Consider the following 14,085-nt stretch of genomic DNA (forward strand, 5'->3'; position numbering starts at 1 on the left):
TCGTTCCTTTTCGTGAAATGCGAAGCGGGGTGTCAGAGCAGTTCGAGGATGGTGGCGTTCGCCATGCCGCCGGCCTCGCACATCGACTGCAAGCCGTAACGGATGCCGTTGTCGCGCATGTGGTGCACGAGACGGGTCATGAGGATCGCGCCGGAGCCGCCGAGCGGGTGGCCGACGCCGATGGCGCCACCGAGGGGGTTGAGCCGGTCCATCGCGGCGCCGGTCTCGATCTGCCACGCGAGCGGCACCGGGGCGAACGCCTCGTTGATCTCGAAGGCGCCGATCTCATCGATGGACAGGCCCGACCGCTTCAGCGCCTTCTCGGTGGCCGCGATGGGACCGGTGAGCATGATGACCGGATCGTCGGCGGCGACGACGGCGGTGTGGATGCGGGCCATCGGGGTCCAGCCCTGCGCCGCGGCGTACTCGCTCGTGGTGATCAGCAGGGCACCGGCGCCGTCGGAGATCTGCGAGGAGTTGCCGGCGTGGATCACGCCGTCCTCCTTGAACACGGTCTTCAGCTTGGCCAGGGACTCGAGGCTGCCCCCGCGGCGGATGCCCTCGTCGGCGCTCAGGCCGGCGATCGGGGCGAGTTGCCCGGCGAAGGCGCCGGCGTCGGCCGCGGCCGCGGACAGCTCGTGCGAGCGCAGCGAGTACTCGTCGAGCGCGGTGCGGGACAGGCCCCACTTCTCGGCCATCATCTCCGCGCCGGTGCCCTGGCTGAAGCCCTCGACACCGAACCGCTCGAGAACCTCGGCCGGGAAGTGCTCACCGTTCTTGCTCGCGCTGCCCATCGGGACGCGGCTCATCGACTCCACGCCACCGGCGACGACCACGTCGCTCTGACCGGAGATCACGGTAGCCGCGGCGAACGAGACGGCCTGCTGGCTCGACCCGCAGGCGCGGTTCACGGTGGTGGCCGGAACCGTCTCGGGCCAGCCGGCGGCGAACACGGCACTGCGTGAGACGATTCCGGCCTGCTCGCCGACCTGGCTCACGCAACCCCACACGACATCCTCGACCGACGCGGGATCGAGCCCGGTGCGGTCGGCGAGGGCCCCGAGCACGTGTGCCGACAGGTTGGCGGGATGGATCTCGGACAGGGCACCGCCACGGCGCCCGATCGGAGTACGGACGGCATCGACGATCACGGCATCGCGCATGGGGATTCCTTACTGCAGTAGAAGAGCGAGGAGCGGAGACGACGACCGGCCGGGTGGTGGTCCTCGATATCGAGTCGATCACGCACCCGGCCGGTGGGGAAAGGACATTCGGTGGATGACTCCGTTAGGCGGAAGCTATGCCTTCGCGGTGGCGTCCGACTCGCCCCGGATGACGGCGCGGTCGCGCTCCGGGTTCGCGAAGATCAGGACGAGGATCGCCGCGACGATGCCGAGTGCACCGATGACCTGGAAGGCGGTCGCGTAGCCCTCGGCCGGGGTGGCCGCGTTGTCGACGAGCACGCCGGTGCCGTAGGGGGCGACCAGGCCGCCGACCGCCATCAGTGCGAGGAACACGCCCATCGTGCCTGCGGTCTGCTGCGGCGGGCACAGCTCCGAGATGGCGGCGTTGATCAGGGGGAAGACGATCGCGCCGAAGCCGTAGCCGATGGACACGGCCGCGACGGCGAGGCCGGGGGTGCCGATGCTGGGCAGGAAGACCAGGACCGAACCGCAGACGAGGACGCCGATGCCGGGAACGATGATCCGCACGACCCGGGAGCGGTAGCCGCGCTGGGCGAGCCGGTCGGTGACCGAACCGGAGGTGACCATGAGGACGAGACCGACGATCGACGGCAGGGCGAACATCGAACCGGCCTGCAGGGCGCTGTAGCCGAGGCCCACCTCGAAGTAGGAGGGCAGCCAGGTCAGCACGACGGTGGTGAGCGCGTAGACGACCATGATCAGGACAGCGCAGCTGATGAACGTGCGGGTGAGGAAGATCTTCTTCCACGGCACCGACGGTTCGGTGGATGCGGTGCCGGTCCCCTTCTTCACGGCCGTCGCGGTGAACGGGCCTTCCTTCCAGCCGGTCAGCCACGAGGCCATCCACACGGCGCCGAGGATCGACAGGGAGACCAGGGCGGCCCGCCAGCCCCACTCGACCGTGATGTAGGCGAGGATCGGGGCGAGAGCGATCTTGGCAACCGACGCCGAGCCGGCGAGGAAGGCGCCGGGCAGGCCGCGCTTGGCCGGGGGATGCCAGGAGTACGCGGCGGTGTGCATGAGCGCCGAGCTGGGGCCTTCGGCCAGGCCGAGCAGCATGCGGGTGACGATCAGCATCACCAGGCTCGCCGAGACGACCAGCGGCAGCATGACCACCGACCACATCGCGCCCAGCGCAAGCAGCGCCCACCGCAGGGTGAGGTACTTGTTGAGCGGGCCGGCCAGGAAGCCGCCGAGTGTGAAGGTCACGAAGAACAGGGATCCGACGAGGCCGATCTGGGACGAGGACAGTCCCAGCTCGCGAGCCAGCGGCTGCGCGATGATGCCCAGCACCGCCTTGTCGGCGTAGTTGACGACGTACAAGAAGATCACGAGGCCGGTCATGCCCCATGCCTGCTTGCCGCTGACGAGTGGTGCCGCCCCCTTCGGCGGGGCGCCGTGCGCTGCGTCGTGCGAGATTTCGCCAGTGGTCACCGGAGTGTCCCCTTAATGGCTCGAAGGGATATATCGATCGGACGGTGCGTCGGCGATCGAAGGAGATGCACCGATCAGGCGCTCGGGATCCATTCAACGTGGTCTAGGTCACTGAGGCAATGTCCCGTCGACGAATCGATCGATCGTCGAAACCTATGGACTTCCGGCCCTCCAATGCGAGGGCCATTGATCGGCGCTAACCGACCTATAGCCGAACGGTGTTGGCCCTGTGGCCCGGCGGTGCTGCATATTTGCTCGGACAGCTTCGCCGGCGCGCCCTGGGCTCCGGCGTCCGCCCGGATGAGGACAGGCGATATGAACTCCACTGCTTCCATCGACGAGCTTCCCTCGTCCACCGCGCCCCTGGCCGGTGTGCGGGTCATCGAGGTCTCGAGTTTCATCGCAGCCCCACTGTGCGGCATGACGCTCGCGCAGCTCGGCGCCGAGGTCGTCCGCGTCGACCCGATCGGCGGCGCTGCCGACTACCACCGGTGGCCCGTCACCGAGGACGGCGAGTCCATCTACTGGGCGGGACTGAACAAGGGCAAGCGCTCCCTCGCGGCGGATTTCCGGGACCCGAACGCGCACAAGCTGATCCGGGACCTCATCACCGACGCCGGGGTGCTCGTCACCAACGCCGCGGGACGCGACTGGCTCGACTACGACGAGCTCGCCACGATCCGCCCCGATCTGATCCACGTGCAGGTCCTGGGCCGTGCGGACGGCGGTTCCGCCGTCGACTACACCGTCAACGCCGCCGCGGGCTTCCCGCTCGCCACCGGCCCCGTCGGCCACGCCGGACCGGTCAATCACCTGTTGCCGGCGTGGGACGTCGCATGCGGTCTCTACGCCGCGCTCTCGGTCGCGTCCGCGGTGCACCGCCGCGAGGTCACGGGTGCGGGCGCGAAGATCGTGCTCCCCCTCGAAGACGTCGCCCTCGCCACCGTCGGCAACCTCGGCTACCTCGCCGAGGCCCAGCTCGGCGGGCCCGACCGCGACCGCATCGGCAACGCCGTCTACGGCACCTACGGTCGCGATTTCACCACCTCCGACGGCGCGTCCTTCATGGTCGTCGCGCTGACCCCGCGCCACTTCCGCGACCTGACCGAACTGACCGGCACGACGGCCGCGGTCGACGCGCTCGAAGCCGCCCTCGGCGCCGACTTCCGCGACGAGGGCGCCCGCTACCGCCACCGCGAGGTACTCGACGCGTTGTTCGCCGTGTGGTTCCGCGAGCACACCGCCGCCGAGGTGGAGACCGCCCTGTCGGGCACCTCGATCCTGCACGAGCGGTACCGCACCTTCGCCGAGATCGCGAAAGACCCTCGCGTCACCGCCAATCCGATGTTCCAGTACGTCGAGCAGCCCCGCGTCGGCGGGCACCTGGCCCCCAGCCTGCCGATGTCGTTCGACGGCCTCCACCCCGCACCCCGGCCGGCGCCGGCCAACGGCGACGACACCGCCGCCGTCCTCAGCGAACACCTCGGCCTGACGCCCGAAGAGATCGATCGTCTCGCCACCGACGGGACCGTCGGTGTCCCCGCCGGCACCCTCCCCGCCCTCGAGAAGGACTTCGCATGACCCGTCTCGCCCAGACCCTCGGCCTCACCGAGTTCCAGACCGAGATCCTCGCCACCGTCCGGCAGTTCGTCGACCGGGAGATCATCCCGAACGCGCAGGAACTCGAGCACTCGGACACCTACCCGCAGGCCATCGTCGATCAGATGCGGGAGATGGGCCTGTTCGGGCTGATGATCCCCGAGGAGTACGGCGGGCTCGGCGAGTCGCTGCTCACCTATGCCCTGTGCGTCGAGGAACTCGCCCGCGGCTGGATGAGCGTGTCCGGCGTGATCAACACCCACTTCATCGTCGCCTACATGCTGCGCCAGCACGGCACCGACGAGCAGAAGAACTACTACCTGCCGAAGATGGCGACCGGCGAGACCCGCGGCGCCTTCTCGATGTCCGAGCCGGAACTGGGCTCGGACGTCGCCGCGATCCGCACGAAGGCCAAGCGTGACGCCGACGGCGACTACGTGATCAACGGCCAGAAGATGTGGCTGACCAACGGCGGCAGCTCGACCCTCGTGGCCGCGCTGGTGCGCACCGAGGAGGGTGCCGCCAAGCCCCACGAGAATCTCACTACGTTCCTCGTGGAGAAGCCCGCCGGCTTCGGCGAGGTCGTCCCCGGCGTCACCATCCCCGGCAAGATCGACAAGATGGGCTACAAGGGGATCGACACCACCGAGCTGATCTTCGACAACTACCGCGCCAAGGCGACCGATGTCCTCGGTGGCACTCCCGGCCGCGGCTTCTACCAGATGATGGACGGCGTCGAGGTCGGCCGCGTGAACGTCTCCGCCCGCGCCTGCGGCGTCGCCATCCGCGCGTTCGAACTCGCCGCCCGGTACGCGCAGCAGCGCACCACCTTCGGCAAGCCCATCGCGCAGCACCAGGCGATCTCCTTCTCCCTCGCGGAGATGGCGACGAAGGTCGAGGCCGCTCATCTGATGATGGTCAACGCCGCGCGGCTGAAGGACTCCGGCGAGCGCAACGACGTCGCCGCCGGCATGGCGAAATACCTCACCAGCGAGTACTGCTCGGAGGTCACCCAGGCCAGCTTCCGCATCCACGGCGGCTACGGCTATTCCAAGGAGTACGAGATCGAGCGGCTCATGCGCGAGGCACCGTTCCTGCTCATCGGCGAGGGCACCAGCGAGATCCAGAAGACGATCATCAGCAAGGGCGTACTGCGCAGCTACGCACTCTGATCCGCATCGACCCCATTCGAAGGAGAACCTTTCCGTGCAGCGAACCGTGTTCAACGAGGACCACGAGGCCTTCCGCAAGCTCGTCCGCGACTTCATCGCCAAGGAGGTCGCGCCGGTCCACCACGACTGGGAGGTCGAGGGGCATCCGCCGCGCGACTTCTACCGCCGTCTCGGTGAGCTCGGCGTGCTCGGCATCCAGGTGCCCGAGGAGTTCGGCGGGGGCGGCGAGAAGTCCATCAAGTTCAACGCCGTCGTCGCCGAGGAGACGGCCGCCGCGGGCGTGTCCTTCGGCAGCTACTCGGTGCATTCCAACCTGATCCTGCCGTACCTGCTCGAGTACGCTTCCGAGGAGCAGAAGCAGCGCTGGCTGCCCGGATTCGCCTCGGGTGAACTGATGTTCGCGATCGCGATGACCGAGCCCGGCACCGGGTCGGACCTGGCGAACATCTCGACGACGGCGAAGCTGTCGGCCGACGGCAGCCACTACGTCGTCAACGGCGCGAAGACCTTCATCACCGGTGGTGCGCTCGCCGACCGCATCCTCGTGGTGTGCCGCACGGCGCCCGCCACGCCGGAGGACCGCCGCGCGGGGCTGAGCATTCTCGTCGTCGACACCACCTCCGAGGGCTTTGCCGTGGGCCGCAAGATCGAGAAGATCGGCCTCAAGGCGTCCGACACCGCCGAGCTGTCCTTCACCGACGTGAAGGTGCCCGTGACGGACCGGCTCGGCGAGGAGGGATCCGGATTCTCGTACCTGACGCACAATCTCGCGCAGGAGCGGCTGACCATCGCATTCGGCGCATCGGCGTCCTCGGCCGCGGCGCTCTCGCACGCGATCGCGTACGTCAAGGACCGCAAGGTGTTCGGCAAGCCGGTCGCGTCGTTCCAGAACACCAAGTTCGTCCTCGCCGAGTGCGCCACCGAGGTCGAGGCGATCCGGCTCATGGTCGACCGTGCCCTCGACCTGCACGACGCCGGCGAACTGACCGTCGCGGACGCGGCGAAGGCCAAGCTGTTCTGCACCGAGGCCGCCGGCCGGGTCATCGACAAGTGCCTGCAGCTGCACGGCGGCTACGGCTACATCACCGAGTACCCGATCGCGCGGCTCTACGCCGACACCCGCGTCACCCGCATCTACGGCGGCACCAGCGAGGTCATGAAGACGATCATCGCCAAGGATCTCGGGCTCTGACCGCCGCCCGCACAGGATCCGTGCGGCGAACCGGAATCCGCCCATGCCACGGCGTGGGCGGATTCCGGTACTGCGAGCGAATTCGGTTGCGCTCCGGATTCACTCGACGATCGCGGTGGCCGGGACACGTCCGAGCACGGCCCCGGTGGCGGTGACCAGCTGCTCGAGCCAGGCGTCCGTGCCGATCGCCTGGCGCAGCGGCTCGTTCGGCAGCTCGATGCTCACCGGCAGCCCCTCCGGCAGGGCGGACCAGATCGCCGGGAGGTCGATGCCGCCCGTGCCGGGCACGAGCCTTTCCTCCCGGGCGTGCCGGATCAGTTCGGCGTGATCGCGCGGGGCGGGGGTGGCGCCGTCGCACATCTGGGCGTAGTGCAACCACTCGCGCGGGATGGCCGCCAGGTCGGCGACGGTCGTGGAAGAGCGCGCGACGTGCAGCGCGTCGACGAGCACGCTGCGGGCCGGACCGTCGGCCCCGGCGACGATCTCGACGGCCGTCTTCGCGTCGGGAACCGCTGTCCACGGCATGAATTCGAGGCTCGCAACGATGCCGTAGGAGGCGCACAGCTCCGCCAGCCGCGCGTAGGAGTCGGTGAGACGGGCCCGGTCGGGGTCGTCGCCGCCGACCAGGACGGCCCGCGCCCCGAGCCGCGCGCCCGCCTCGAGCAGCGGAGCGTAGTCGGACGGGTCGAAATCCGGACCGAGACGGATGATCTCGAGATCGAACACCTGGACCGGGGAATCGGCGAGACGGCGGACGAGCGCGGAGAGCGCGGCGTCGTCCTCATGCAGCGGGTAAGCCGTGGTGCCGGGCGCCGCGGGCAGCAGACGCAGTCCGATCGTGTCGAATCCGTGCCGTTCGGCGAGATCGACGTGCTGCAGCGGCGGTGTGTCGAGGACGGTGAGGGCGGCGAGGCCGAGCGGGGTGCTCATCGGGTGGCTCCTGTGGTCGATGCGAGGCGGCGTCCGGTCAGGTACCCGAAGGTCATTGCCGGGCCCAGATTGATTCCGCCGGAGGGGTAGTGACCGCCCATCACGCTGGACTGGTCGACGCCGACCGCGAACAGCCCGTCGATCGGCCGGTCCTCGCGGTTCAGCACCCGGGACGACGAGTCGGTGACCAGGCCGGCGAACGTGCCGAAACTGCCGGGGACGACCTTGACGGCGTAGAACGGTCCGCGCTCGAGCGGCGCGAGGGACGGGTTGGGCCACGGGTTGTCCGCATCCCCGGACTTGACGTTGAACGGGGTGGTGCCGCGACCGAATTCGGGATCCTCCCCGAGGCGTGCGCTCTCGTTGAACGCGGTGACGGTCTTCTCGAGCCCGTCCGGGTCGACGCCGATCCGCTCCGCGAGTTCGCGGAGCGTCCGGCCCTTCGAGAGGTATCCGGATCGCAGGTAGGGCCACGTCGGGATCGGGAAGGGCTTGGCCATGCCGAGCGGGAAGTACCGCAGGTACTGCTGGTCGGCGATCAGCCAGGAGCAGATCTCCTCGCCGTCCGGCACCTGTTCGACCATTGCCAGTGTGTAGTCGTGATATCCGAGCGCCTCGTTGACGAAACGGCGTCCGTCGGCCAGCACCCCGATGACACCGGGCTTTCCGCGGTCCAGGATGTGCGGGAACACGCCTTGCCTGCCGTTGCGGTACCGGACGAGGGATACGGGACAGTATGCCACCGGCGAGGCGAGCGAACGGTCGAGGCGGCCACCGACGGATTCGCCCAGCGAGATGCCGTCACCGGTCGTCGTCGACGGCGTGAGCGTCCAGTGTTCGCGTCCGGTCGGGGTGCGGGGGAACAGCTCTCGCCGCCGGTCGAGGTCGCGGGTGAACCCGCCGGTCGCGAGGACGACACCCCGGCGGGCGGACACCGTGTAGGCGCCGTCGGGGCCGTCGAGCCGGACACCGACGACACGGCCGGACGGGTCGGTGACGAGTGCGGTGGCGGCGGTGGCGACGCGGATGTCGGCGCCGGCATCGAGTGCGGAGCGCAGCAGCCGGCCCACGAGCGCCGTCCCGTTGACCAGTTGCTGGCCCCGACGCCTGGTGGCGAGGTCGAACATGTGGGTCGAGACGCGGCGCGCGCAGTGCAGGAACGCCCGGCCCGAGCGGGTCGAGTGCAGGAAGGCCTGCAGGTCCGGGCCGGCCATGATGCCCATGCCGAGGAACGAGGTCTCGTACAGCTGCCGACGCAGCAGCGCGGCGACGTCGGGTCCGAGGCGGCGCAGGCTCACGGGCTTCGGCGCGACGGAGCGGTGTCCCGTGCCGGCGCCGGGGGTGTCACCGTGGATGTCGGCGATGGCGGCGCCGGGGACGAACTGCAGCGCCGTGTGGTGTTCGAAGAACTCGACCATCTCGGGGGCACCGTCGAGGAGCGCGTCCACCTTGGCGGCATCGAAGTTGTCCCCGAGCCGGTGTTCGAGGTAGCGGCGCGGCTCCGAGCGGTCCTCGTGCACCCCGTCGGCGTGGGCGAACAGGGTCCGCGGCGTCCACATCCACCCGCCCGACCAGGCGGTGGCGCCGCCGCACACGTCCGCCTTCTCGACGACGAGCACGGAGGCGCCCCCGTGGGCGGCAGCCACGGCCGTGGACAGGCCGCCCGCGCCGGACCCGACGACAACCACGTCGTAGGTGAGGGATTCGGACACTGTGTCGGGGGTCATCGGAGCTCCTTGCCGGACGAGACGAGGGTGGGTGCGGGCGCGAGGTCGACGACCCGGCCGGTGCGGGAGGATTCGTAGATCGCGGCGACGACGGCCAGGGAGGCGCGGGCGTCCCGCCCGGTCACCGCGGGCCGGCGGCCGGTCAGCACGGACTCGGCGAAGTCCTGGACCTGCAGGGTGTGGAAGTCGGCGAGGCCGGCATTGACGTCGCGGACGTCGAGATTGGCGTCGACCTCGGGGGAATACGGGGTTCGCAGCTCCACCTCGCCCGGCGCGGTCCACAGCTCGTTGACGCCCTCACGCCCCTCGGGGAACTCGAGGACGCTCGCGATCGCCCCGGTTGCGCCGATCACCGTCACGCGGTTGCCGAGGTTGTGGTTGGCGCCGGTGGTGGCGGTGATCGTCGCGGTGCCACCGGAGGCGAACGAGACGACGGCCGAGGCGCTGTCCTCGGTTTCGATGTGCTCGCCGTGGAAGCGGGTGCCGACGAAGCCACTGACGCGGACCGGCGCACCCATGAACCACTGCAGCATGTCGATCTGGTGTACGGCCTGCGTCATGAGGACGCCCCCGCCGTCGGTGTCCCACCGCCCGCGCCACGCGTCGGCCGAGTAGTAGGTCGACGGGCGGTGCAGGATCACCGACACCTCCCCGAGGACGGGAACGCCGAGGCGGCCGTCGTCGATCGCCGCCTTGATGCGGCGCGCCGCGGGCCAGAATCGGCGCTGGAACAACACCCCGAAGGTGATGCCCGCGCGGTCGGCGGCCGCGATCATCCGGTCGGCCGCGGCCACGTCCACCGCGATCGGCTTCTCGCACAGCACGTGGATCCCGGCCTCGGCGGCGGCGAGGACGATCTGTTCGTGCACGGGGTGTGGTGTGCAGACGGTGCAGGCGTCGAGGCCGAGAGCGAACAACTCCGCCACCGATCCGACGGCGTGGGCGATGCCGTGCCGGGCGGCGAATGCGCGAGCGCGCTCCAGGTCGGGGTCGCAGCACGCGACGACCTCGACGCCGGGCACCTGCTGCAGTGCGTGCGCGTGGTTGCCCGCGATCTTTCCGCATCCGACGATGCCTGCACGAAGGGGCATCAGAAGTGTTCCTCTCGTTCGACGTCCCGGGCCGCGGCTTCGCCGCGGTCGAGACGGTTCAGCGCGGCGACGTCCGCCGCCGTGAGTTCCACGTCGACGGCGGCCAGATTCTCGGACTGGCGCGCCGGGTTCGCCGACCGCGCGACCGGCACGACGCCCTGCGCGAGGTGCCAGGCCAGCACGACCTGCGCGCGCGTGCAGCCGACGCGGTCCGCGATCGAGGCGACCACGGGGGCGCCGAGCACCTCGCCGCGGCCGAGCGGGCTCCACGACTGGGTGAACACCCCGAGCTCGTCGTTCGCGCGGCGGACGGGCAGGCGGGCCAGCGACGGGTCCATCTGGATCTGGTTGACGGCGGGAGCCTCCCCGGTCTCGGCCACCACCTTGCGCAGATGGTGGCCGAGGAAGTTGGAAACCCCCACGTAGCGGACGAGCCCGGCGTCGCGGCACTCGAGCATGGCCTCGAAAGCCGCGGCGTACCGGTCGAACCGCGGCAGCGGCCAGTGGATGAGGAACAGGTCGAGCCGCTCGAGGCCGAGGCGCTCGAGGCTCCGCTCCACGGCACCGCGAACGTCGCCGGAAACATGGTCGCTGCCGCGGAGTTTGGTGGTGACGAACAGGTCGTCGCGGGGCACGCCGCAGGTGGCGAGGGCGGCGCCGACGGCGTCCTCGTTCCCGTAGATCGCTGCCGTGTCGATCAACCGGTATCCGGCCTCGATACCGGCGAGCACGGCGCGCGTGGCGTCGGGCCCGACGAGGGGCCAAGTGCCCAGGCCGAGGCGCGGCAGCGCGGTGCGCACGGAATCCGGTGCCGGCGCGGTGGTCTCCGGGTTCACGCGTCGGCCCCCACGCGCGAATCGGCGGCCGCGGTGATGCGGACGGCGACGTCGGCGGCCGTGACGAGCGCGGCATGAAGGGAGCCGCCGTCGCCGCTCGCGTCCCCGACGGAATGGACGCCGAGCCGCGGCGCGAGCCGCCGCAGCTCGGTCAGCAGGCCGGCGCGTGGCTCGACGCCGTGCGAGACGAGCAGTTCCCCGGGCGCGGGCACGGTGCGCTGTTGCCCGTTCGTCGAGATGACCACCCGGTCGGCCTCGATGTGCGTGACGACGGACGACAGGTACGTGGTGAGGTTCTCGCTCGCCGCCAGCCGGGGCAGCAGGACGATCTTGCCGCGACGGCCGACATCGTGCGCGATCGTCTCCTGCGGACCGATCATCACCACCCTCGTGCCGTGCTGGAGCAGGTCGTCGGCCACCGCCGCGGCCTCCCGGTCGGCACCGAAGATCGTGATCGACTCGGGCGCGGGGTCCCCGGAGGCGAGGAACTCCCGCACGTCGCGGATCCGTCGCGTGCCGGCACCGGGAAGGTCGATCGCCGGTCCGCGCCCGCCGGTCGCGAGGACGATCGCGTCGAAGTCGAGCGGGGCCAGCGTGGCGGCATCGACTCTCGTACCGGTGTGGCAGGTGACATTCAGGTCCGCGAGTTCGTCGCGGTACCAGTCGACGATCCGGTGGTATTCCGGGTACTCGTGCAGCCGGGAGGCCAACGCGAAATCGCCACCCAGACTGCCGCGTTCGTCGTACAGGTCGACGCTGTGGCCCGCCAGCACGAGCTCACGTGCGGCCGCCGTGCCGGCCGGTCCGCCGCCCACGACGGCGACGCGCACCGCGGTCCCGGCCGGCTTCGAGGGCTGCTCGAGTTCGCGACCGACCCACGGGTTGACCGAACACGGGATCGGCCCGGCCGCCAGGCTGTCGATGCAGTAGTTGCAGGCGATGCAGGGCCGGTACCGGCCCCCGTCGAGGGCACGGTTCGGGAAGTCCGGGTCGGCGTGCAGGGTCCGGGCCATGCTCACGAAGTCGGCCCGGCCGGAGGCGATGATCTGCTCCGCCGTCTCGGGTGAGCTGATCCGGCCGGCGACGCCCACCGGGATGTCGAAGTCGCGGGCATACGGTTCGGCGTACGGGGCGAGCAGACCGCGCTGCCACTCCCCCGGCTGGATGATCCACTGCCCCGACTCGTAGTTGCCCGCCGAAACGTCGAGGAAGTCCAGCCGGTGCGTGTCGATCGCGTCGATGCGCTCGCGCGTCGTCTCCGCGTCGAGCCCGCCGTCGACCGCCTCGAAGGCCGAGAAGCGCAGTCCCAGAGTGATACCCGGCGCCATGGTGCGGACCGCGTCGATGACCCGGTTGACGAACAGCGTCGGCTCGGCCCACTCGTCGTCGCGGTGGTTGTATGCGGGCGAAAGGAACTGGTGGATGAGATAACCGTGCCCGCCGTGCAGGGAGATCACGTCGACGCCGGCCTCCGCGCAGCGTGCCGCAGCCTCACCGAAGCACTCGACGAGGTGCTCGATGTCGTCGCTGTCGAGCTGCTCGGGCATCTCGCCGCCGACGACCGCGCACGGGATCGGGGTGGGGGCGACCGGGACGAATCCGCTCACCGCGCCCTGCGCGGTGCGGCCCCCGTGGTTGAGTTCGACACCGACGAGCGCGCCGTGGGCGTGCACCGCCTCCGCCATCCGGGCGATGCCGGGGATGCGTTCGTCGACGTCCACACCCATCTGGCGGATGCGGCCCTTGCCGTCGGCCCGCACGTAGCTCGCCTCGGTGAAGACGAGCGCGGCGCCTCCGGCGGCACGTCGCTCGAGGTAGGCGATGTAGCGGTCGGTCATCGTGCCGTCGAGTTCGCAGTAGTTGCGTTCCATGGGCGCGGACACGAAGCGGTTGCGCAAACGGACCGAACCCATGTCCAGCGGTTGCGCGAAGGACGCGGTGGTGTTCATTCCATCTCCTGGTGGGCATCGGGACGTCCGGCCGGCGCACGGTCCACCGGCGCGGCCACGAGAACCCGGTCCGAGATCACCTCGTCGAGGTGCTTCCGCATGCGGTCGACGTCCGGACGGATCCCGGTCAGCAGCGCGAACGTGTCGGCGGCCTGGGCGACGAGCATCTGCCCGCCGTCGAGCACGTCGCAGCCGAGAACCGCTGCGGCCGCGATCAGCTCGGTTCGGATCGGCCGGTAGACGATGTCCGCGACCCACAGCCCGGGGTGCAGGGCGCCGGTGTCGAACGGCGTTCCGGGGTGGCCGACCATGCCGATCGGCGAGGCGTTGACCACCCCGGTGCACGTGCGCAGGGCGGCGGGGATCGCCTCCGCCGGCAGAGCCGTGGCCCGTGTCGCGGGGAAGGCGGTGGACAGTCGCGCGCAGACGTCCGCGGCGCGGGCGGTGTCCACGTCGGCGATCCGCAGGTCCGCCACACCCGCGGCGGCGAGCGCGTAGGCCACCGCCGAGCCCGCACCGCCCGCACCGACCAGCACGACCGCATCCAGGGCGGCATCGGGCAGCCCGCGGCGCAGCGCCGTGAGGAATCCGCTGTGGTCCGTGTTGTGGCCGATCAGGCGCCCGTCCCGGACGACGACGGTGTTGACCGCGCCGAGCAGGCGGGCGTTGTCGGACAGGCCGTCGAGGGCCGGGATGACGACCTGCTTGCACGGGTGGGTGATGTTCAGGCCGGTGCAGCCGCCGGCGACGACGGCGCGCACCAGGTCGCCGGTGCGTTCGACGGGAACGTTCTCCGCCTCGAGGTCGAGCAGTTCGTAGCGGTAGTCGCTCACACCGAGTGCGGCGGCCTCGCGCTCGTGGAGGGCCGGCGACAGGGACGAGGCGATGCCTGCCCCCACGAGCCGGATGCGGTGGCGGGCGGTGGACGGGGTCACGGTTACTCCTACGGG

General features: G+C 70.4%; 11 protein-coding genes. 3 read left to right on the forward strand and 8 right to left on the reverse strand.

The features are described from left to right. Positions 1-32: 32 nt before the first annotated feature. Both G6039_RS04845 and G6039_RS04850 read right to left on the reverse strand, forming a co-directional pair. Positions 33-1,163 carry a thiolase family protein gene (locus tag G6039_RS04845; protein ID WP_043799936.1) on the reverse strand — a complete coding sequence of 377 codons (1,131 nt, stop codon included), beginning with the start codon at positions 1,161-1,163 and terminating at the stop codon, positions 33-35. A gap of 135 nt (positions 1,164-1,298) precedes the next feature. Further along, on the reverse strand, positions 1,299-2,639 hold the full coding sequence (locus G6039_RS04850; protein WP_043799938.1) for an MFS transporter: 1,341 nt from the start codon (positions 2,637-2,639) through the stop codon (positions 1,299-1,301). A 315-nt stretch (positions 2,640-2,954) separates the two neighbouring features. On the opposite strand from G6039_RS04850, the gene G6039_RS04855 reads away from it, so the two are divergent. The 3 genes from G6039_RS04855 to G6039_RS04865 are packed head-to-tail and all read left to right on the forward strand — an operon-like array spanning position 2,955 to position 6,602. Next, positions 2,955-4,220 carry a CoA transferase gene (locus G6039_RS04855; protein WP_006944023.1) on the forward strand — a complete coding sequence of 422 codons (1,266 nt, stop codon included), beginning with the start codon at positions 2,955-2,957 and terminating at the stop codon, positions 4,218-4,220. Then, positions 4,217-5,410, forward strand: a complete 1,194-nt coding sequence (locus G6039_RS04860) for an acyl-CoA dehydrogenase family protein (protein WP_006944025.1) — start codon at positions 4,217-4,219, stop codon at positions 5,408-5,410. Before G6039_RS04855 ends, G6039_RS04860 begins: the two co-directional genes overlap by 4 nt. Positions 5,411-5,444: 34 nt before the next feature. Continuing rightward, positions 5,445-6,602 (forward strand): acyl-CoA dehydrogenase family protein, encoded by a 1,158-nt coding sequence (locus tag G6039_RS04865; RefSeq protein ID WP_043799942.1) that lies wholly within the window; start codon positions 5,445-5,447, stop codon positions 6,600-6,602. Between the two features lie 99 nt (positions 6,603-6,701). Here the strand turns inward: G6039_RS04865 and G6039_RS04870 are convergent, their stop codons facing one another. Genes G6039_RS04870 through G6039_RS04895 form a run of 6 tightly spaced genes read right to left on the reverse strand, consistent with a single transcriptional unit; the run spans position 6,702 to position 14,070 of the window. Further along, entirely contained in the window at positions 6,702-7,532 is an 831-nt protein-coding gene (locus G6039_RS04870) for a sugar phosphate isomerase/epimerase family protein (RefSeq protein ID WP_006944035.1), read from the reverse strand. Beyond that, positions 7,529-9,259, reverse strand: a complete 1,731-nt coding sequence (locus G6039_RS04875) for an FAD-dependent oxidoreductase (RefSeq protein ID WP_043799943.1) — start codon at positions 9,257-9,259, stop codon at positions 7,529-7,531. The genes G6039_RS04870 and G6039_RS04875 overlap by 4 nt, the downstream gene beginning before the upstream one ends. After that, positions 9,256-10,350: a Gfo/Idh/MocA family protein gene (locus G6039_RS04880; RefSeq protein WP_029546613.1), complete on the reverse strand. Its 1,095-nt coding sequence runs from the start codon at positions 10,348-10,350 to the stop codon at positions 9,256-9,258. Before G6039_RS04880 ends, G6039_RS04875 begins: the two co-directional genes overlap by 4 nt. Beyond that, on the reverse strand, positions 10,350-11,186 hold the full coding sequence (locus G6039_RS04885) for an aldo/keto reductase (protein ID WP_029546614.1): 837 nt from the start codon (positions 11,184-11,186) through the stop codon (positions 10,350-10,352). The genes G6039_RS04880 and G6039_RS04885 overlap by 1 nt, the downstream gene beginning before the upstream one ends. Beyond that, positions 11,183-13,135 (reverse strand): oxidoreductase, encoded by a 1,953-nt coding sequence (locus tag G6039_RS04890; protein WP_043799946.1) that lies wholly within the window; start codon positions 13,133-13,135, stop codon positions 11,183-11,185. The genes G6039_RS04885 and G6039_RS04890 overlap by 4 nt, the downstream gene beginning before the upstream one ends. After that, a complete protein-coding gene (locus tag G6039_RS04895; protein ID WP_043799949.1) occupies positions 13,132-14,070 on the reverse strand; it encodes a shikimate dehydrogenase in 939 nt (312 codons plus the stop codon). Before G6039_RS04895 ends, G6039_RS04890 begins: the two co-directional genes overlap by 4 nt. Positions 14,071-14,085: the final 15 nt, after the last annotated feature.

The sequence above is a fragment of the Rhodococcus aetherivorans genome (assembly GCF_011058165.1).
In the GTDB taxonomy this organism is placed as follows: Bacteria; Actinomycetota; Actinomycetes; order Mycobacteriales; family Mycobacteriaceae; genus Rhodococcus; species Rhodococcus aetherivorans.

Excerpts from the sequence above, each read along its gene's own strand:
- G6039_RS04855 (WP_006944023.1), top strand. The coding sequence starts at position 2,955 with ATGAACTCCACTGCTTCCATCGACGAGCTTCCCTCGTCCACCGCGCCC.
- G6039_RS04845 (WP_043799936.1), bottom strand. The coding sequence starts at position 1,163 with ATGCGCGATGCCGTGATCGTCGATGCCGTCCGTACTCCGATCGGGCGC.
- G6039_RS04890 (WP_043799946.1), bottom strand. The coding sequence starts at position 13,135 with ATGAACACCACCGCGTCCTTCGCGCAACCGCTGGACATGGGTTCGGTC.
- G6039_RS04860 (WP_006944025.1), top strand. The coding sequence starts at position 4,217 with ATGACCCGTCTCGCCCAGACCCTCGGCCTCACCGAGTTCCAGACCGAG.
- G6039_RS04875 (WP_043799943.1), bottom strand. The coding sequence starts at position 9,259 with ATGACCCCCGACACAGTGTCCGAATCCCTCACCTACGACGTGGTTGTC.
- G6039_RS04870 (WP_006944035.1), bottom strand. The coding sequence starts at position 7,532 with ATGAGCACCCCGCTCGGCCTCGCCGCCCTCACCGTCCTCGACACACCG.
- G6039_RS04880 (WP_029546613.1), bottom strand. The coding sequence starts at position 10,350 with ATGCCCCTTCGTGCAGGCATCGTCGGATGCGGAAAGATCGCGGGCAAC.